Consider the following 17,129-nt stretch of genomic DNA (forward strand, 5'->3'; position numbering starts at 1 on the left):
GGCCGAGGTCCCGGCCCCGCGCCGGCGCACCCCCGCCACGGTGCCCGCGGCCGCCGCCACGGAGGAGATCGCCCCGCAGCGCCGCCGCCGCCGCAGCGAGCGCCTCGCCGACGCCGCGGCCGCCGCTGCCGCGGCCGAGGCCGCCGGGCTGCGCTGATCCGTACCGGCATACAGAGGGACGGCACGGGCGCGGACAGGACCTCCTGTCCGCGCCCGTTCCCGTCCCGCCATCCGACCGTCATCTGCGGCCGATAGGGTCGGACGGACGACATACCCGCAGGCCGGGCAGGATGGAGACCGCCATGAGCACGCCCCCGTTCCTCACCCTGCCCGCCTCCGCGCGCAGCATCCGGCTGGCGACCCCCCGGGGCGAGTTCGCCGCCCTGCACAGCCTGCCGAGCGGCCCGCCCCAGGGCACCGCGCTGCTGGTCCCCGGTTTCACCGGCAGCAAGGAGGACTTCATCGCGCTGCTGGAGCCGCTGACCGCGGCCGGCTTCCAGGTGGTCGCGGTGGACCAGCGCGGCCAGTACGAGACCGGCGGCCCGGCCGACCCGGCCGCCTACGGCCTGGAACCGCTGGCGCTGGACCTGCTGGCGATGTCGGAGGCGGTGGCCGGGCTGCTGCCGATGGCGACCGGACCGCTGCACCTGCTGGGGCACTCCTTCGGCGGCTATGTCGTCCGCGAGGCCGTCCTGCGCTGCGGCGGCGCGGCGGCGCCGGTACCGTGGAGCTCGCTCACCCTGATGAGCACCGGCCCCGGCGCGGTCGCCGACGGCGAGGCGAAGCGGGCCGAACTGCTGGTCTCGGTGCTGCCGGTGATGGACCTGCAGGCCATCTGGGAGGCGATGCAGGAGATGGACCGGGAGGCCGGCGACCAGCGTCAGCTGCCCCCGGAGATCGCCGACTTCCTGCACCGCCGCTGGCTGGCGAACGTCCCCGAGGCGCTGGCCGCCATGGGCCGCCAACTCACCGTGGAGCCGGACCGGGTGGACGCCCTGGCCGCCGCCGCGCTGCCGACGCTGGTGCTGTCCGGCGAGCAGGACTACGCCTGGCCGGTGACCGAGCAGTCCGCCATGGCCGGGCGGCTGGGCGCCCGCTGCGTCCTGGTCCCCGGCGCCGGGCACTCCCCCAACGCCGAGCAGCCGGAGACCACCGCCGCAGCACTGACCGATTTCTGGCTGAGCGTCACCTGACACATCGCCAGAAAGCATTCTTCGAACGCAAGAGAGTGCTCATGGATAGAAACCGTCGCGACAGAATCAACGACTTTCAGTAAAGTTCTGTCGGCCGGAATATCTTTCCCCGGCATTCTCGTTTGACCAGACTGCACACCGTGCGCGCCCATCACTTCCCTCCGCCACGTCCCCTGGGCACCAGGGCCCCCTCGGGCCCGACACCGGGGATTAACGGATGGGCAATCGTCGCGAAGCAGCCGCGCTGCAAAGTAGGCAAGGAAGGGAGAGGCCCATGCGTTTTGAGATCGTGCGTCTGAGCGACACCGACGGCACTACACCGGAGCCCCTCGTCGCGGATGCGGAAACCGTCCGCGCCATGATCGAGGATGCCGCAGCCACCGGGGAGCGGCTCTACATCCGCCCGCACGAGCAGGCGTCCTGACACAGCACACGACCTGACAGCGAGTGCCCCGCAGACCGAGCGGTGTCTGCGGGGCACATGCGTGTCCGGCCGGAGCCGAGACCCACCGTGCGGGTGATCGTCCTTGACTGGGTGGTCGGGAGGGAGGACCGTTGTGGAGCATGAGGGGCGAGCCCAGTTGCCCGAGGTGCGGGGGCCGTGTCCGCGCCCCAGGCCTGTTCACCGATACCTGGCAGTGCGACGCGCACGGCACCGTGCATCCGCTGCAACCTGTCGTGCCCCCCAGCGTCCAGGCCCTCTCGGTCGCCGTCGCCCGCGCCGAGGTCCCGATCTGGATGCCCTGGCCACTTCCGGTCGGCTGGCTGTTCACCGGGATCGCGCACGCGGGTGACGACCTGTCCGGCGCCCGGGCCACCGCCGTCGCCTGCTCAGGGCCCGGACCGCTCGGCGGCCCCGGCGAACTGGTGCTGGTGGCCGAGGAGATCGGCGTCGGCCTGGGCGCCCGCTTCGCCGGGCTGCCGGGTCCGGACCCCGGCGACGCCATCGCCGTCGACCGGGCACCGCACGCCAAGGTGCTGGCCGCGGGGCGGCCCACGCCGCTCTGGCACCTCTCCGGCACCCCGGACGACCGGGCCGTGTTCGTGGGCGAGGCCCGCGGACTGTGGCTGTGGGCGGTGGTCTGGCCGGAACGCAGCGGCCTGCTGATGTACGACGAGCTGGTGCTGACGGACCTGCGCGACGCGGGCGCCGAGATCGAGCTGCTGCCCTGCGGCGCGATCTCACCGCGGCTGCTCGGCCCCTGAAGTCCCCGCGGGTCGGGGCCGCGCAACTGGGCCGCGCTTCTGGGCCGCACGTCCCGGCGCTCTAAGCTCGGTGGCATCCCCGGACCGAGGAGTACCGCACGTGCGCATCGACCTGCACGCCCACAGCTCTGCCTCCGACGGCACCGACAGCCCCGCCGAGCTGGTGGGCAACGCGGTGGCCGCCGGGCTGGACGTCGTCGCGCTGACCGACCACGACACCGTGTCCGGCTACCCCGAGGCGGTCGCGGCCCTGGCCGGGACGCCGCTGACGCTGGTCACCGGGGCCGAGCTGTCCTGCCGGGTCGAGGGCATCTCCATGCACCTGCTGGCCTACCTCTTCGACCCCGAGGACGCCGAGTTCACCCGGGAGCGCGAGCTCGTTCGCACCGACCGCTTCCGGCGGGCCGAGGCCATGACGGCGCGCTGCCGGGAACTGGGCGCGCCGATCACCTGGGAGCAGGTGCTGCGGATCGCCGGCCCCGGGGCGGTCGGGCGTCCGCATGTCGCCAGCGCGCTGGTGGAGGCCGGGGTGGTGTCCTCGGTCGACGCGGCGTTCACCTCGGAGTGGCTGGCCAACGGCGGCCGGGCGGACGTCCCCAAGCACGAGCTCGATCCGTTCGAGGCGGTCCGGCTGGTCCGGGCGGCCGGAGGGGTCACCGTGTTCGCCCACCCCGGCGCGGTGAAGCGCGGCCGCACCGTCTCCGAGCAGGTCATCGCCGATCTGGCGGCGGCCGGGCTGGACGGGATCGAGGTGGACCACCTGGACCACGACGAGGCCACGAGGGCGCGGCTGCGCGCGCTGGCGGCGGACCTCGGGGTGCTGGTGACCGGGTCCAGCGACTACCACGGCAGCAGGAAAGCCGTCCGGCTCGGTGCCGAGGTCACCGCCCCGGACGTGTACGAGGCCATCGTGGCCCGGGCTACGGGGGCCAAGCCGGTAACGGCCTGAGGCTCTCCCGTCTGCTCTCGGGTGCGGCGTGTGCATGGTCCGTCGCGCAGTTCCCCGCGCCCCCAGCTGGTTGCAACCCGGGCCGGTTGCGCACGCCAGGGGCGCGGGGAACTGCGAGACAAGCCGACCATGGTCCGCACCTGACCCACCCTCAGTCCAGCGGAACGCCCCGCCGCAACGGATCACGCAGGTCCACCCCATGGCGGAGCCACCGCTCCTGGAGCTCGGCTGCGCCGTGCACGCGTTTGTGCGCGGCCTCGTTGGGGGTCATCGGCAGCAGCGGCAGAAAGCGGACCGGGTCGGCCGGCTCGGGGAGTTCCAGGTCCTCGACCAGTCCCCCTGGCTCGGCGACCAGGAAGGACGTGAAGGGCGCGCCCTCCCACAGCGGGGCGCCCAGGTCCAGCGAGGCTCCCGGGGCCACCACCAGTCCCTCGACCTGCGGCGAAGCCGCCAGCGTCGCCAGCGGACGCAGGACCTCGTCCCGGCCGCCGCGGACGGTGAACACCAGCTCGGCGCGGGGGCCCGCGAACGGGTCGGCGACCATGCTGGTGGGGTCGGCCATCGGCGCCGCCGACATGCCCAGGGTGGCGTAGCGGACCAGCCCGTCCGCGTCGTGGAAGCGCAGCACCTCGATCCGGTCGGCCCCCAGGAAGGTGACCGCGGCGCGGGCGTCCGGCTCGCCGAAGGTGCTGGTCAGCCGTGCTTCGACGGCGCTGAGGACTTCGTCGTTGGACATGGTCGACAACCCTACGGCCTGTTCCGCGCCGCTACGTCCTGCGCCGGCCGCGGATCACGATCAGCAGCCCGAGCAGCACCAGCCCCACCGCCGGGTAGACCGCCACCGGCGGCATCTGTCCCAGCCAGACCGCGCCGATCAGGGCCGCGCCGGGGGTCTCCATCAGGATCGCGGTGGACACCAGCGAGGGCCCCAGGGTGCGCACCACCCGGTTGCTGAGGGAGTGTCCGAGGAACTGGGCGGCCCCGGTGAGCAGCACGATCTTCAGCCAGGTCGAGCCGCTGTACCCGGTCAGCGCCTGCCCCGAGGCCACGCAGGCGACCAGCAGCAGCGCGGCCGTGGTGGCGTAGCAGACATAGGTGTACGCGACGGTGCTGGCCGTCCTGCGCACCTCGCTGCCGAGCAGGAAGTAGCCGGAGGCCGCCATCCCCGCGCCCAGCGCCAGGGCGTCGCCGGCCAGGGCGCGGGTGTCGGTGCTGAAGTCGACCCCGGTGAGCACCAGCACCCCGGCGAAGGCGGTGGCCGAGCCGATCCAGACCATCCGCGGGATGTGGTGGCCGCGCATCCGCAGGTAGAGCGTGGTCCACAGCGGGGTGACCGTGCAGAGCGCGGTGGAGGAGGCGATCGAGGTCATCCGCAGGCTGGGCAGCCACATGGCGAAGTGCAGGGCCAGGAACGCGCCGGCGGCCAGGCAGAGCAGCACCGTGCGCCGGCTCATCGCCCGCAGTTCGGCGCGGTGGCGCAGCAGCGCGATCGGCGAGAGCACGCCGGTGGCGATGCAGTTGCGCCAGAAGGCGATGGCGACGGCGGGGGCCGCGGTCGCGGTGATCAGCGGCGCGGAGAAGGCGACCCCGCTGACGGCGAGGGCCAGCAGCAGGAAGTCGATCCTGGGTACGGTGGAGAGGTCCGGGTGCGCGGACGGCGATGGCGCGTCGGTGGTGACTGCGCGGGTCGTCTGCACGGCTCTCCTCGGCATCTGACCCCAGTAAGGGGCATGACGATGGTATGGGACTGACGGGGTCCCGGCGAAGGGGTATCAGAGCGTGGAACGCCTAAGCTCTGCGCATGACTGAGGTGCGGGTGGAGCTGCTGGACCGGGCGCTGATCGAGGAGTCGGCCAAGAAGTCGGGGCTGCTGTGGGTACAGGCACCCGACCGGACCGACCGGGCGCTGTGGCAGGTGTGGCACGACGGCGCGGTGGTGGTCGTCGGCGAGGGCGCCGAGCAGCCGCTGTACGGGCTGGCGGACGGGCAGTCCACGGTGCTGACCGCGCGCAGCAAGGACAAGGGCGGGCGGCTGGTGGCCTGGCCGGTGCGGGTGGAGGAACTGACGCCGCACAGCGAGGCCTGGACCGCCGCGGTGGAGGAGCTGAAGGCCAAGCGGCTGAACTCTCCCGACCACGCCACCGTCACCGACCGCTGGGCCGCGGAGTCCCGGGTGCTGCGGCTGGTCCCGGTCGGCGCCAGCGTGGCCGGTCCCGGTTCGATGCCTGACGCGTCGCACGCCGCCGCGCCGCTGCCGACGCCCGCGGCCACCCGGCGGCCGGTCCCGGCCGCGCTGCCGAGGCTGCTGTTCGGGCGCCGCCGTCGGCAGAAGCAGGCCTGACCGGTCATGAGTGCGGTATGACTGTCCTGTCAGAGGATTGAGCAGGACGGCAGCACCTGTTCAGCGCCGGTAATCTGTGGCATGTCCAGACCGTGCCACCCCCGGGCGCGGCACGACCTGGACTGCAACAGCGACAGGCAGGAAAGGCAGATGACCGGAGCCTCCTCCCGCGTGTTCATCTCGCACCTCGCAGGCATGGCGGTCTTCGACCCGTCCGGCGACCAGGTGGGGCGGATCCGCGACCTCGTGGTGAGCCTGCGGCTGGGCGGTCGGCCCCCGCGTGTGCTCGGCTTCGCCGTCGAGGTGGTCAGCAAACGCCGGGTGTTCCTGCCGATGAACCGGGTCACCAGCCTGGAGTCGGGGCAGGTCATCACCACCGGCGTGATAAACATGCGCCGGTTCGAGCAGCGCCCCACCGAGACCCTGGTGCTGGCCGAGCTGCTGGACCGGCGGGTCGCCCTGCGCACCAGCGGGCTGGGCGGCGAGGCCGGGGAGACCGTCACGGTGCTGGACGTGGCGATGGTGCAGACCCGCAACCGCGAATGGGAGATCGACAAGGTCTTCGTGGAGAAGGGCAAGTCAGGAGGGGCCGCGCAAGGCGCGTCGTCGCAAGGGTGGTGGCGGGCGACGGGTGGGCGGCTGCGGCGCAAGGGCGAGACGCTGACCGTGGACTGGTCCGCCGTCACCGGCTTCGCGCTGCGCGAGGAGGACCAGGGCGCGGCCAACCTGCTGGCCACCTTCGAGCAGCTGCGCCCCGCCGACCTGGCCAATGTGCTGCACCACCTCTCCGCCAAACGCCGCTCCGAGGTGGCCGCCGCGCTCGACGACGAACGGCTCGCCGACGTCATGGAGGAGCTGCCGGAGGACGACCAGGTGGCCATCCTCGGCGGGCTGCACCAGGAGCGCGCCGCCGACGTGCTGGAGGCGATGGACCCGGACGACGCCGCCGACCTGCTGTCCGAACTGCCCGAGGAGGACGCCGAGCGGCTGCTGCAGCTGATGGAGCCGGAGGAGGCCGCACCGGTCCGACGGCTGCTCACCTACGCCGAGCGCACCGCGGGCGGGCTGATGACCACCGAGCCGATCGTGCTGGAGCCGGACGCCACCGTCGCCGAGGCGCTGGCCCGGATCCGGGTCTCCGACCTCAAGCCGGCCCAGGCCGCGCAGGTCTATGTGTGCCGGCCGCCGACGGAGACCCCGACCGGGATCTACCTGGGCCTGGTGCACTTCCAGAAGCTGCTCCGGGAGCCCCCGTACACGCTGCTCGGCGCCATCGTCGACGGCGACCTGGACGCGCTCTCCCCCGACGCCGTGCTGGACCGGATCACCCACTACCTGGCCACCTACAACATGGTCGCGGCCCCGGTGGTGGACGAGCACGACCACCTGCTGGGCGCGGTGACCGTGGACGACGTGCTGGACCATATGCTGCCCGACGACTGGCGCGAGTCGGCGCTGAACGACGACGAGTCCGAGCACGCCCTGATCCCGGAGGAGGCAGCCGATGGCCGGTGACCGCCGCGACCTGCGGGACCTCCGCGAACGCCGGGACCAGCGGCTGCGCGAGGCGGCCGGGCAGCGTCCGCGCGAGGCCGACGGACGCCGCAGCCCCGAGCGGCAGGAGGACCGCCGCCGCAACCGGCTGGACCTGCCGCAGCGCCGCCGCGCCCTGGTCACCCTGCCCAACCCGGACTCGGACGCCTTCGGACGGCTGTCCGAGCGGATCGCCCGCTTCCTGGGCACCGGGCGCTTCCTCGTCTACATGACGCTGATCATCCTGCTCTGGGTGGGCTGGAACATCACCGCCCCGTCCTCCTGGCGGTTCGACCAGTACCCCTTCATCTTCCTGACCCTGGTGCTGTCGCTGCAGGCCTCCTACGCCGCCCCGCTGATCCTGCTGGCGCAGAACCGGCAGGACGACCGCGACAAGGTCAACATGGAGCAGGACCGGGCCAGGGCCGAACGGAACGTCGCCGACACCGAGTACCTGACCCGGGAGGTGGCCGCGCTGCGGCACGGCCTCGGCGAGGTGGCCACCCGCGACTTCCTCCGCTCCGAACTGCAGACGCTGCTCAAGGAGCTGGAGAACCGGACGCCGGGCGAGGCCGACGAGGCGGCGAGCTGAGCCGAGACGAGCGGAGCCCCCTCGTCCGGCTCCGCGGGCCGGTGCTGTGACCGGCCGCACGCCGTCGGCCGGTCGGGGCCGTGTCCGCTGCGTCGTACCATCAGTGCATGGCTTCCGATACGCAGACGACCGCTCTTGAGGAGTCCGTGCGCACGGCTCTCGGGACGGTGCAGGACCCGGAGATCCACCGGCCCATCACCGAGCTGGGCATGGTCAAATCGGTGGAGATCGACCCGGCCGGCGCCGCCAGGGTGGCCGTCTACCTGACGGTGTCCGGCTGTCCGATGCGGGAGACCATCACCAGTCGGGTCACCGAGGCCGTGGGCGCCGTCCCCGGCATCACCTCGGTCGCCGTCGAGCTGGACGTGATGAGCGCCGAGCAGCGGCAGGAGCTGACCTCGATGCTGCGCGGCGGCCAGGCCGAGAAGGAGATCCCCTTCGCCAAGCCGGGCTCGCTGACCCGCGTCTACGCGGTCGCCTCGGGCAAGGGCGGCGTGGGCAAGTCCTCGGTGACGGTCAACCTGGCCGCGGCGCTGGCCGCGGACGGGCTCAAGGTCGCGGTCGTCGACGCCGACATCTACGGTCACAGCATCCCCAGGATGCTGGGGGCGGACGGCCGTCCGACCCAGGTCGAGAACATGATCATGCCGCCGTCGGCGCACGGCGTGAAGGTCATCTCGATCGGCATGTTCACCCCCGGCAACGCCCCGGTGGTGTGGCGCGGACCGATGCTGCACCGGGCCCTGCAGCAGTTCCTGGCCGACGTCTACTGGGGCGACCTGGACGTCCTGCTGCTGGACCTGCCGCCCGGGACCGGCGACATCGCCATCTCGGTGGCGCAGCTGGTGCCCAACGCGGAGATCCTGATCGTCACCACCCCGCAGCAGGCGGCGGCGGAGGTCGCCGAGCGGGCCGGGACGATCGCCCTGCAGACGCACCAGACCATCGTCGGCGTCATCGAGAACATGTCCGGGATGCCGTGCCCGCACTGCGACGAGATGGTCGACGTCTTCGGCACCGGCGGAGGGCAGACCGTCTCCGACGCCCTCACCAAGGCCACCGGCACCAAGGTCCCGGTCCTCGGCAACATCCCCATCGACATCCGGCTCCGCGAGGGGGGCGACGAGGGCAAGCCGGTGGTCCTGACGGACCCGGACTCCCCCGCGGGCGCCGCGTTGCGCGGCATCGCCGCGAAGCTCGGCAACCGTCAGCGCGGGCTCTCCGGGCTCTCCTTGGGCATCACCCCGCGGAACAAGTTCTGAGGTAGGTGGTTCTGTTCGCGCACGCTTGAAACAAGCACAGTCCCGCACCCCCAGGGGTCTGCAACTGGCTCAGTTGCACAAGATGGGGGCGCGGGGAACTGCGCGAACGGCAACCACCCGCCCACGTGCCACCCGGTCGCTCAGCCGGTGTACCCGCTGAGGTCGGTGACCGTCCCGAACCCCAGCGCGTACGCGCTGACGCCGTGCCCGTAGGCGCCCAGGTGCACCCCCGGCGCGTCCCCCGCGAGCACCCAGCCGTATTCGGACTCGCGGTAGCGGAACGGCTGGGGGGTGCCGTTGACCGGGAGGGTGAGGGAGGACCAGGCCGGGCCCTGGAGGTCGTCGGCGAGGTCCCAGGCCAGGGACGACTGCTGGTCCAGCCAGTTCTGCCGCATCTCGCGGGCCATCGGCGCCAGCTCCGTCGCGGCGAGCAGGCCGGACCCGGCGAGCCAGGCCGCCGAGGACACCGAGGTGGCCTCCAGTATCCCGGTGCCGTCACCGAGGCGGCGTCCGGGGCGGCGGGCCACCGTCACCACGACCGCGTAGCGGCGGCTCTCGGCCGCCGGGTCCTGCTTGCCGTAGGACCGCGCCGGTTCGTCGCCGTGGCCGATGGAGCCGTAGTCGACGGTGCCGTCGGGCGACGTGCCGACCGGGGCCAGCCAGCGTGGGCCGGTCCAGGCCTCGTCCAGGCTGTACCAGGGGAAGTCCGCGCGCAGATAGCCGTCGACGACGGCGTCCGCCGTCCCCGTCTGGCTCGTGGTGTCCATCAAGGCCCTCTGCTTTCGCTCGGCTGTGCTGTCGCAGCAGAACAATAGCGGGGGCGGGATCGGGTTGAGGCGACGTCAGGTCGCGTCGATGTCGTACGCGGGCCGCTCGGCGACCGCCGACGGGCTCCGCGGCTTGTCCATGTCGACCCGGCCCTCGGCCGGTGCGGACGAGTCGTCCGCGACCTTGGCCAGCGGGTCGTCCCGGACCGACTTGACCGCGGCGGTCGCCGCCGCGGCGTCCTTGGTGAAGCCGTTCTTCAGCTCCTGGAGGTCGTTCAGCCCGAACTCCTCGCCGTGTGTCGCCAACTGCTTGCGGACGAAGGTCTTGGGGTTGAGGTCCTCGAATTCGAAGTCCTTGAACTCCGGACCGAGCTCCTTGCGGATGTCCTCCTTGGCGCTGTCGGAGAACTCCCGGATCTTCCGGATGATCCCCATGGCGTCGGCGACCAGCTTGGGGAGCTTGTCCGGGCCGAAAATGATCACGGCGAGGACAATCAGCGCCACCAGTTTGAATGGACTTATGTCGAACACCGTGCGGCTCCCCTGGGAGGTGAAGTCACCCGCTCGTGGGCACAGAGCGGCGTACCGGCACCAGCGTAGTCGCCACATGCTCGATATAGCTCATACGTGTGCGCCCTCGTCCGATCTCACAAGCTGTCCGCGTCGCCGTCGCGCTGGGTCGAGCGGAGCGGCACCGGGAGTTCCCTCGTCTCCCCGTCCCGCTCGACGGTGAGCACGACCGTGGTGCCGGGGGCGCTGCCGCGGACCAGGGCCGCCAGGTCGTCGCCGCTGGTCACCGCGGCGCCGTCGAGGGCGACCACGACGTCACCGGGGTGCAGCGCCGGATTGCCGACGGCCTGCGGGGCGACGGCGGTCACCCTGGCGCCGCCCTGGTAGGCGAGGTCCACGGTCGCGCCCAGTACGGTGTGCCCGGCCCGGCCGGTGTTGATCAGCTGTTCGGCGACCCGCATCGCCTGGTCCACCGGGATCGCGAAGCCCAGGCCGATGCTGCCGCTCCGGTCGGTGACGCCGAAGGGGTCGCTGCTGTCCGAGTCGGCGGAGCGGATCGCCGTGTTGAGGCCGACCACGGTGCCGGCCGCGTCCAGCAGCGGTCCGCCGGAGTTGCCCGGGTTGATCGGGGCGTCGGTCTGCAGCGCGTCCAGGTAGGCCAGGCCGGCGCCGGAGTCGGTGCCGCCCGAGGTCAGCGGCCGGTCCCTGGCACTGACGATGCCCGAGGTGACGGTGCCCTGCAGGCCGAAGGGCGCGCCGATGGCGACGACCGGGTCGCCGACCTCGATCCGGTCGGCGGAGCCCAGGGCCAGCGGATGCAGCCCGGCGACCCCCTTGACCTGGAGCACGGCCAGGTCGGAGGCGACGTCCCGGCCCACCAGCGCGGCCGGGTGCCGCTGTCCGGTGCTGAAGGTGACGGTGGTGCGCCCGGCGCTGCCCTGCGGGGCGACCACATGGTTGTTGGTCAGGATGTGCCCGGCGCCGTCCAGCACGATGCCGGTGCCGGTGGTCGTGGTCCCGGAGGCGTTGACGCTGAGGTAGACCACGCCGGGGAGCACCGCCCGGACGATGCTGGCGGTGGTCCCGGGCGAGCGGCGGACGGGTGCCTCGGAGGCCGGCTGCAGGGTGATCCGGCCGCCCTGGCGGGTGCCCTGGACCAGGGCACCGATGCAGCCGCCGAGCAGTCCGGCGGAGAGCACCGCGGCCACCGCGCCCATCGCGATCCGCACCGGCCGGCGCGGGGCCGGCCGCGGGGCGACCGGGACGGCCCTGCCCGGACCGCGCGGCAACGGGACGCGCGGCACCGGGACGCGGACCGTCTCGAAGGCGGAGGGCACAGGCTCGGCGTCGGCGGCTGCCGCCCGGCCCGGCGGCAGCCGGAAGCCGTGTCCGACCGGACCGTCCGGGTGGCTCCACCAGCGCGGTGACATGACGGGACCCGGCGGGAGCCCCGTCTCGACCTCCACCACCATCCGGCGCACCGCCCTCCACTCGCCGCTGGGGAGGGACAGTCAACCAGGTCCGCCCCCGGTTGTGGAGTCGCCGCGGTTACGAACCGGTACGGCCCGGCTACCGCAGGGTGGAGTGCAGTGCCTGGGCGACGTCCGCGGCCGGCAGCGAGGTGGCCGAGGCGGACGGTGCGACCAGCGGCTGGGAGAACTCGCCGGGCAGGTTGGCCGGGGCCCCGAACGCCACTTGCCCGGCGTTGCGGCCGTAACCGCCGACGTTGTCCGTGCCCGCGTTGCCGGCCGTGTCGGCGACCGGTGCGACATTGCCGTAGGGGTCGTCGCCCACGGTCGGCTCCGCCGAGCTGACGCCGGTGATGGCGCTGCCCAGCGCCACCGCGGCGACCGAGAAGGCCCCGGCGGCGGCGAAGGCGAACCGCCGACCGCGCGCCGCCGACGGACGGGGCGCACTCTGCTCGCGGGGGCGCTCCTGAGGCGGGAAGCTCTGCGGACGGTTGTCGCCGGGTGCGAACCCGGCCCGCAGCCGTGCGGCGATCGGGCGCGACTCGCCCTGGAACGGCCGGCTGTCGCGCTCGGCACGCGGATCCATCCCCGGTACGGGGTGGTCGGCGCCGAGGGCGTTGCTGCCGAACCGTCCACTGCCGAAGCCGTTGCTGCCGAAACCGCCGGCGCTGCCGAAGGAGGCGCCGCCGAAGCCCCGGCGGCCGCTCGCGCCGCCGCTCGGGGGCTGCTGGTCGGAACCGCCGTCACCGGCGATGTTCATCAGCTTGGCCATGAACAGGGCACTGGGGTCGGGCGGCAGCGCCGCCGCGATCCGGTTCTTGATCCGGCGCTCTTCCTCGGCCCGGCTGAGACAGGCCGAACAGGTCGCCAGATGCGCCTGGACCCGCTCCCGCCCGTCGTGGTCGAGCTCGCCGTCGATGAACGCGGCGAGCCGGTCCCCCAGATGCTGCTCCTCCACGGCCTGCACCGTCTGCGCGGCGGCTGCGCGGTCCACCCGCAGCTCCACCAGGACCTCGGGGCGACGGGCGCGGTTCGGCTGCTCGGTCACAGCGACCGCCTCTGTTCCGCGAACTCGTCCGGACCGGCGACGCCGGTCAGGGCGGTCTCGCCCGGCTCGGCGCTCGCTCCGGCCCGGCGCTCACGGCCCTCGGCAGCGCCCGGCGCGCGGTGCTGCAGGGCGGAGCGCAGGTGGGCGCGGCCGCGGTGGATCCGGCTGCGGACCGTGCCGAGCTTCACGCCCAGGGTCGCCGCGATCTCCTCGTAGGAGAGGCCCTCGATGTCGCAGAGCACCACGGCGGCGCGGAACTCGGGCGCAAGGGTGTCCAGCGCCTGCTGGACGTCGGCGTCGAAGTGGGTGTCGTGGAAGTGCTGCGCCGGGGAGGGCTCGCGGCTGGGCAGCCGCTCGGCGGCGTCCTCGGCCAGGGCGTCGAAGCGGATCCGCTGCTTGCGGCGGACCATGTCCAGGAAGAGGTTGGTGGTGATCCGGTGCAGCCAGCCCTCGAAGGTCCCGGGGGTATAGGTGGACAGTGAGCGGAACACCCGGACGAAGACCTCCTGGGTGAGGTCCTCGGCGTCGTGCTGATTGCCCGTCAGGCGGTAGGCCAGCCGGTACACCCGGGCGCTGTGGGTCTGGACGATCTCCTCCCAGCTGGGCGGCGTCCAGGCGGAAGCGGCGCTCCCCTCGTCGAAGGAAGCGGTCTGCGCGCTGTGCGCGGGCTCGGTGGCCTCGCGCTCGCTGGGTGTGGGCTTGGGCTCACTCATCACGGGCTTCGGCTTCAGGGCCGACGCACGACCGCGGAGATACCGCGAACCCGCGCCCCCCTCGGCCACACCTCCTCGATCGGCTCTTCTGCCAAGCAGGGTCACCACCATATCCGCCTCACCCGTCAGCTCCGGATAAAAGCCCATCACCGTACGACCCCACCTGCGGGGTCGGTCGCACTCACCCCTCCCAACGGGCCGCGCCCCGCTCCGGTTCCTCCAAGACCCACTAACCTGTGGCCAGAAATATCGACACGAAGACCGCGGAACAACGGAACCGAGGACAGATGCCGGGGAGGGAGCAGCCATAACCGGCTACGGGCCGTCGTCGGACCGGCGCCTCGCCGACGCCTACGCCGTCGAGGACGAGGTGCTGCAGTACGCCCGCAGCCAGTCCGAGCTGGCCACGGTGCGACCGGTGTCGCCGGCCAGCGGCGCGGCGCTGGCCGTGCTGGCGGCCGCGGTCGGCGCCCGTTCGGTGGTCGAGATCGGCACCGGGGCGGGCGTGTCGGGCATCTGCCTGCTCCGCGGGATGCGTCCTGACGGGATCCTCACCACGGTCGACATCCAACCGGGCCTGCAGCGGCAGGCCCGGGAGCTCTTCTCGGACGCCGGCTTCGCACCCAGCCGGGCCCGCTGCATTCCGGGCGCCGCCCTGGAGGTGCTTCCCAGGCTCGCGGACGGCCAGTACGACCTGGTGTTCTGCGACGGCGATCCGGCGGAGTCGCCGGAGTACCTGGCTGAATCGTTGCGCCTGCTGCGACCTGGGGGAATGGTCTGCTTCGAGGGGACCGTCAGCGCGCTGGACGAGGTGGCGACCCGGGATCTGGTGCGGACCGTGCGGGAGCACGAGGCCCTGCTGAGTGCGCTGCTTCCGGTCGGCGACGGGCTGCTGTGCGCGGTGCGGCGCTAGCCCGTTCCCCCCTCACAGCTGTGGCCCTGGTCCCGGGCCCCCGGAGGGGGTGCGGGGCCAGAGCCACAGGTGCGCTACTCGCTTGGGGACCAGGAGGTCGTCAGCCGCAGGCCTTCTTCAGGGCCTCGCCCAGAGCGTCGGCCTCGTCCGGCGTCAGTTCGACCACCAGCCGCCCGCCGCCCTCGAGCGGTACTCGCATGACGATGCCCCGCCCCTCCTTGGTCACCTCGAGCGGGCCGTCGCCCGTCCGCGGCTTCATGGCCGCCATGCTCGTTCCCCTTCCTGCGAACCTGCTCACCGACGCACCTACGGCCCGTCCACCGCAGGTATCGAACGCATTGATCGGAGTCCAGTATCCCGCATCGGGGCACCCGATGACCAACATCACTACTCTCTCCTGTCCCGGCTGCCTCATCCGTACGCTGACCACCCGGTTCCGATCGCAAATCAGTTCCCGTCTCCGCCACGGGTCCTCCCCGGGTCCCCAGGCCCGCCCGGCTTCGGCCGATCGGGTCGCACACGTCCGAAACAGTGGCCTACGTCACATCTGCCAAGCAGCTGTCGATCCGTCATGCTGACGTTGGACTACCGACGAGTAATGGGAGGGCCGGATGGCCGACACCGTGCTGTACGAGCTGAGCGACGGACTGGCGACCGTCACCATCAACCGGCCCGAGGCGATGAACGCGCTCGACACGGCCACCAAAGTGGCGCTGCGGGACGCGATGGTCACCGCGAAGGACGATCCGGCGGTACGGGCGGTGCTGCTCACGGGCGCGGGCCCGCGGGCCTTCTGTGTGGGGCAGGACCTCAAGGAGCACCTGGGGAAGCTAGCGGCGGCCAGAGATGGTGGGGAGGCTCCGCTGTCGACCGTGCGGGAGCACTACAACCCGTTGGTGACGGCGATCGCGACGATGCCCAAGCCGGTGGTGGCGGCGGTCAACGGGGTGGCGGCCGGGGCCGGCGCGGGGCTGGCCTGGGCCTGCGACTTCCGGATCATGGCCGACCACGGGGGCTACAACACCTCGTTCGCCGGGGTCGCCCTCACGGCGGACTCGGGAGTGTCCTGGACGCTCCCCCGGCTGGTGGGGCAGGCCAGGGCGGTCGAGCTGCTGATGTTCCCGCAGACGGTTCCGGCGTCGGAGGCGGTGGCACTCGGGCTCGCGCACCGCGTGGTGCCTGCGGCGGAGCTGGCGGAGACGGCGACGGCGTTCGCCAGGGAACTGGCGGCGGGGCCGACGGTCGCCTATGGCGCGATCAAGGAGTCGCTGGCGTTCGGCGCGGGGCACACGCTCGTGGAGACCCTCGGCAAGGAGGACGAGCTGCAGACCCGTGCGGGGGCGGCCGAGGACCACTGGATCGCGGTACAGGCCTTCGTCGCGAAGCAGGCACCGAAGTATGTAGGGCGGTAGGCGCGTTCGGGGTGCGGCCCGGGGAACCGGCGCGGGTCGGCTTCGGCTTGTCACGCAGTTCCCCGCGCCCCTGGGGGCTGCAACTGACCCACTGTGGGAGCGTTGCACTGTCAGGGGCGTGGGGAACTGCGCGCCCAACCAAAGCCGACCCGCAGCCGAAAGGAGTACCCGTCAGCGCGCGTAGCAGTCGGCGAAGTGGTCGTTGACCAACCCGCAGGCCTGCATCAGGGCGTACGCCGTGGTCGGACCGACGAAGCGGAAGCCGCGGCGTTTGAGTTCCTTGGCGAGGGCGGTGGACTCCGGCGTGACCGCGGGGACGTCGCCCGCGGCGGCCGGCGGCCTCGGCCGCTTCTCCGGGGCGAAGGACCAGATCAGAGCGTCCAGCGTGGTGCCGTCCAGCTCCAGCACGGCGCGGGCGTTGGCGATGGTGGCCAGCACCTTCGCGCGGTTGCGGATGATGCCGGGGTCGGCCATCAGCCGGTCGATGTCGGTGTCGCCGAACTCGGCGACCACCGCCGGGTCGAAGCCGGAGAACGCCTTACGGAAGGTCTCCCTGCGGCGCAGGATGGTGATCCAGGACAGCCCGGACTGGAACGCCTCCAGGCTGATCCGCTCGTAGAGCGGCTGGTCGCCGTGGACCGGCTTGCCCCACTCCTCGTCGTGGTAGACCACGTAGTCCGGCGTCGAGAGGCCCCAGGGGCAGCGGCGCAGCCCGTCCTCCCCGACGACGGTCGCGCTCGCGGCCGGGCTCACTGGGAGGGCCCCTCGTCCATGCCGGGGATGGCGTCCTGGGAGTTCTGCTTCTCCAGGGTGGGACCGCCCGGGGTGGCGAACCGCATCCGCAGCGCCTCGAACTCCGCCGTGCCGGGCTCGCCGGCCTGCGGGTGCCCGGCCGCGAGGGCCGCGGTGAGCGCGGCCTCCAGCTCGGCGACCCGGACGTCACGGTGGGTCAGCTCGGCGCCGAGCCGGTCGAGGACGTCGTCCACCTCGTCCATCCGGTAGCCGCGGACGGCCATCGGGAAGCGCAGCACGTCCACGTCGGCGCGGGTCAGCGGGCGGTCCGACGGCAGCCGCGCGGCCAGCCGGTCCTGCTCCGCATCCGGCAGCGAACCGCCGCCCCCGAGGGCGACCAGCGCCGCAGCGCCCACGACCAGCACCATGACGGCGAGGATCAACCAGAACACAAGCCCACGACTCCCGGCTCCCGGTGGGGGATCATGA

The 17,129-nt window shown here is 72.7% G+C and carries 20 protein-coding genes; 10 read left to right on the forward strand and 10 right to left on the reverse strand.

The annotated features are described in order from the left end of the window. Window positions 1–302: 302 nt before the first annotated feature. The 4 genes from TR46_RS27830 to TR46_RS27840 all read left to right on the forward strand — a co-directional run bounded on the left by TR46_RS27830 (window position 303) and on the right by TR46_RS27840 (window position 3,348). The gene (locus TR46_RS27830) at window positions 303–1,193 is read left to right on the forward strand and encodes an alpha/beta fold hydrolase (RefSeq protein ID WP_042406333.1); all 891 of its coding nucleotides are present in this window, start codon (window positions 303–305) and stop codon (window positions 1,191–1,193) included. Between the two features lie 274 nt (window positions 1,194–1,467). Then, complete coding sequence (locus tag TR46_RS43255; protein ID WP_169790674.1) at window positions 1,468–1,617, forward strand: DUF8834 family protein; 150 nt, start codon at window positions 1,468–1,470, stop codon at window positions 1,615–1,617. A gap of 140 nt (window positions 1,618–1,757) precedes the next feature. Further along, on the forward strand, window positions 1,758–2,399 hold the full coding sequence (locus TR46_RS27835; RefSeq protein ID WP_042406335.1) for a DUF6758 family protein: 642 nt from the start codon (window positions 1,758–1,760) through the stop codon (window positions 2,397–2,399). Between the two features lie 100 nt (window positions 2,400–2,499). Then, window positions 2,500–3,348: a PHP domain-containing protein gene (locus TR46_RS27840; RefSeq protein WP_042406338.1), complete on the forward strand. Its 849-nt coding sequence runs from the start codon at window positions 2,500–2,502 to the stop codon at window positions 3,346–3,348. Between the two features lie 151 nt (window positions 3,349–3,499). Here TR46_RS27840 and TR46_RS27845 read toward each other — a convergent pair whose 3' ends face one another. Together TR46_RS27845 and TR46_RS27850 are read right to left on the reverse strand one after the other, a co-directional pair. Then, window positions 3,500–4,084, reverse strand: a complete 585-nt coding sequence (locus TR46_RS27845) for a suppressor of fused domain protein (protein WP_042406341.1) — start codon at window positions 4,082–4,084, stop codon at window positions 3,500–3,502. A 31-nt stretch (window positions 4,085–4,115) separates the two neighbouring features. Continuing rightward, complete coding sequence (locus TR46_RS27850; RefSeq protein WP_042406344.1) at window positions 4,116–5,060, reverse strand: DMT family transporter; 945 nt, start codon at window positions 5,058–5,060, stop codon at window positions 4,116–4,118. 89 nt (window positions 5,061–5,149) lie between these two features. Here TR46_RS27850 and TR46_RS27855 point away from each other — a divergent pair, with 89 nt between their 5' ends. The 4 genes from TR46_RS27855 to TR46_RS27870 all read left to right on the forward strand — a co-directional run bounded on the left by TR46_RS27855 (window position 5,150) and on the right by TR46_RS27870 (window position 9,076). After that, entirely contained in the window at window positions 5,150–5,689 is a 540-nt protein-coding gene (locus tag TR46_RS27855; RefSeq protein ID WP_042406347.1) for a hypothetical protein, read from the forward strand. A gap of 150 nt (window positions 5,690–5,839) precedes the next feature. Continuing rightward, window positions 5,840–7,204, forward strand: a complete 1,365-nt coding sequence (locus TR46_RS27860; RefSeq protein WP_042406351.1) for a magnesium transporter MgtE N-terminal domain-containing protein — start codon at window positions 5,840–5,842, stop codon at window positions 7,202–7,204. Next, window positions 7,194–7,814 (forward strand): DUF1003 domain-containing protein, encoded by a 621-nt coding sequence (locus TR46_RS27865; protein ID WP_042406354.1) that lies wholly within the window; start codon window positions 7,194–7,196, stop codon window positions 7,812–7,814. Before TR46_RS27860 ends, TR46_RS27865 begins: the two co-directional genes overlap by 11 nt. A gap of 107 nt (window positions 7,815–7,921) precedes the next feature. Beyond that, window positions 7,922–9,076 carry an Mrp/NBP35 family ATP-binding protein gene (locus tag TR46_RS27870; RefSeq protein WP_042406357.1) on the forward strand — a complete coding sequence of 385 codons (1,155 nt, stop codon included), beginning with the start codon at window positions 7,922–7,924 and terminating at the stop codon, window positions 9,074–9,076. A gap of 140 nt (window positions 9,077–9,216) precedes the next feature. Here the strand turns inward: TR46_RS27870 and TR46_RS27875 are convergent, their stop codons facing one another. From TR46_RS27875 to sigE, 5 genes are all read right to left on the reverse strand, one after another. Beyond that, complete coding sequence (locus TR46_RS27875) at window positions 9,217–9,843, reverse strand: hypothetical protein (RefSeq protein ID WP_042406359.1); 627 nt, start codon at window positions 9,841–9,843, stop codon at window positions 9,217–9,219. Window positions 9,844–9,918: 75 nt separating this feature from the next. Next, window positions 9,919–10,374, reverse strand: coding sequence for a sec-independent translocase (locus tag TR46_RS27880; RefSeq protein WP_042406363.1), 456 nt, complete (start codon window positions 10,372–10,374; stop codon window positions 9,919–9,921). Between the two features lie 116 nt (window positions 10,375–10,490). Beyond that, on the reverse strand, window positions 10,491–11,783 hold the full coding sequence (locus TR46_RS27885) for a S1C family serine protease (protein WP_236655546.1): 1,293 nt from the start codon (window positions 11,781–11,783) through the stop codon (window positions 10,491–10,493). Between the two features lie 139 nt (window positions 11,784–11,922). Next, window positions 11,923–12,870 carry an anti-sigma factor family protein gene (locus tag TR46_RS38315; protein WP_052433145.1) on the reverse strand — a complete coding sequence of 316 codons (948 nt, stop codon included), beginning with the start codon at window positions 12,868–12,870 and terminating at the stop codon, window positions 11,923–11,925. Next, the gene (gene sigE, locus TR46_RS27895) at window positions 12,867–13,583 is read right to left on the reverse strand and encodes an RNA polymerase sigma factor SigE (protein WP_042406366.1); all 717 of its coding nucleotides are present in this window, start codon (window positions 13,581–13,583) and stop codon (window positions 12,867–12,869) included. Before sigE ends, TR46_RS38315 begins: the two co-directional genes overlap by 4 nt. A 307-nt stretch (window positions 13,584–13,890) precedes the next feature. Between sigE and TR46_RS27900 the strand changes: the two genes are divergently transcribed. Continuing rightward, window positions 13,891–14,496: an O-methyltransferase gene (locus TR46_RS27900; RefSeq protein ID WP_042406368.1), complete on the forward strand. Its 606-nt coding sequence runs from the start codon at window positions 13,891–13,893 to the stop codon at window positions 14,494–14,496. Window positions 14,497–14,596: 100 nt separating this feature from the next. Here TR46_RS27900 and TR46_RS39985 read toward each other — a convergent pair whose 3' ends face one another. Further along, on the reverse strand, window positions 14,597–14,764 hold the full coding sequence (locus TR46_RS39985) for a DUF3117 domain-containing protein (protein WP_107101321.1): 168 nt from the start codon (window positions 14,762–14,764) through the stop codon (window positions 14,597–14,599). A 343-nt stretch (window positions 14,765–15,107) separates the two neighbouring features. Between TR46_RS39985 and TR46_RS27905 the strand changes: the two genes are divergently transcribed. Further along, entirely contained in the window at window positions 15,108–15,908 is an 801-nt protein-coding gene (locus TR46_RS27905; RefSeq protein WP_042406372.1) for an enoyl-CoA hydratase-related protein, read from the forward strand. Between the two features lie 171 nt (window positions 15,909–16,079). Here TR46_RS27905 and TR46_RS27910 read toward each other — a convergent pair whose 3' ends face one another. Beyond that, entirely contained in the window at window positions 16,080–16,661 is a 582-nt protein-coding gene (locus TR46_RS27910) for a DNA-3-methyladenine glycosylase I (RefSeq protein WP_042406435.1), read from the reverse strand. Beyond that, window positions 16,658–17,092, reverse strand: coding sequence for a DivIVA domain-containing protein (locus TR46_RS27915; RefSeq protein WP_063770683.1), 435 nt, complete (start codon window positions 17,090–17,092; stop codon window positions 16,658–16,660). The genes TR46_RS27910 and TR46_RS27915 overlap by 4 nt, the downstream gene beginning before the upstream one ends. Between the last annotated feature and the right edge of the window lie 37 nt (window positions 17,093–17,129).

This window comes from Streptacidiphilus carbonis (assembly GCF_000787775.1).
GTDB lineage: Bacteria > Actinomycetota > Actinomycetes > Streptomycetales > Streptomycetaceae > Streptacidiphilus > Streptacidiphilus carbonis.

What these genes read in the sequence shown, in the direction of transcription:
- TR46_RS27860 (WP_042406351.1), top strand. Translation starts at nt 5,840, where the DNA reads ATGACCGGAGCCTCCTCCCGCGTGTTCATCTCGCACCTCGCAGGCATG.
- TR46_RS43255 (WP_169790674.1), top strand. Translation starts at nt 1,468, where the DNA reads ATGCGTTTTGAGATCGTGCGTCTGAGCGACACCGACGGCACTACACCG.
- TR46_RS27830 (WP_042406333.1), top strand. Translation starts at nt 303, where the DNA reads ATGAGCACGCCCCCGTTCCTCACCCTGCCCGCCTCCGCGCGCAGCATC.
- TR46_RS39985 (WP_107101321.1), bottom strand. Translation starts at nt 14,764, where the DNA reads ATGGCGGCCATGAAGCCGCGGACGGGCGACGGCCCGCTCGAGGTGACC.
- TR46_RS27855 (WP_042406347.1), top strand. Translation starts at nt 5,150, where the DNA reads ATGACTGAGGTGCGGGTGGAGCTGCTGGACCGGGCGCTGATCGAGGAG.
- TR46_RS27850 (WP_042406344.1), bottom strand. Translation starts at nt 5,060, where the DNA reads ATGCCGAGGAGAGCCGTGCAGACGACCCGCGCAGTCACCACCGACGCG.
- TR46_RS27905 (WP_042406372.1), top strand. Translation starts at nt 15,108, where the DNA reads ATGGCCGACACCGTGCTGTACGAGCTGAGCGACGGACTGGCGACCGTC.
- TR46_RS27845 (WP_042406341.1), bottom strand. Translation starts at nt 4,084, where the DNA reads ATGTCCAACGACGAAGTCCTCAGCGCCGTCGAAGCACGGCTGACCAGC.
- TR46_RS27885 (WP_236655546.1), bottom strand. Translation starts at nt 11,783, where the DNA reads ATGTCACCGCGCTGGTGGAGCCACCCGGACGGTCCGGTCGGACACGGC.
- TR46_RS27865 (WP_042406354.1), top strand. Translation starts at nt 7,194, where the DNA reads ATGGCCGGTGACCGCCGCGACCTGCGGGACCTCCGCGAACGCCGGGAC.
- sigE (WP_042406366.1), bottom strand. Translation starts at nt 13,583, where the DNA reads ATGAGTGAGCCCAAGCCCACACCCAGCGAGCGCGAGGCCACCGAGCCC.
- TR46_RS27870 (WP_042406357.1), top strand. Translation starts at nt 7,922, where the DNA reads ATGGCTTCCGATACGCAGACGACCGCTCTTGAGGAGTCCGTGCGCACG.
- TR46_RS27875 (WP_042406359.1), bottom strand. Translation starts at nt 9,843, where the DNA reads ATGGACACCACGAGCCAGACGGGGACGGCGGACGCCGTCGTCGACGGC.
- TR46_RS27835 (WP_042406335.1), top strand. Translation starts at nt 1,758, where the DNA reads ATGAGGGGCGAGCCCAGTTGCCCGAGGTGCGGGGGCCGTGTCCGCGCC.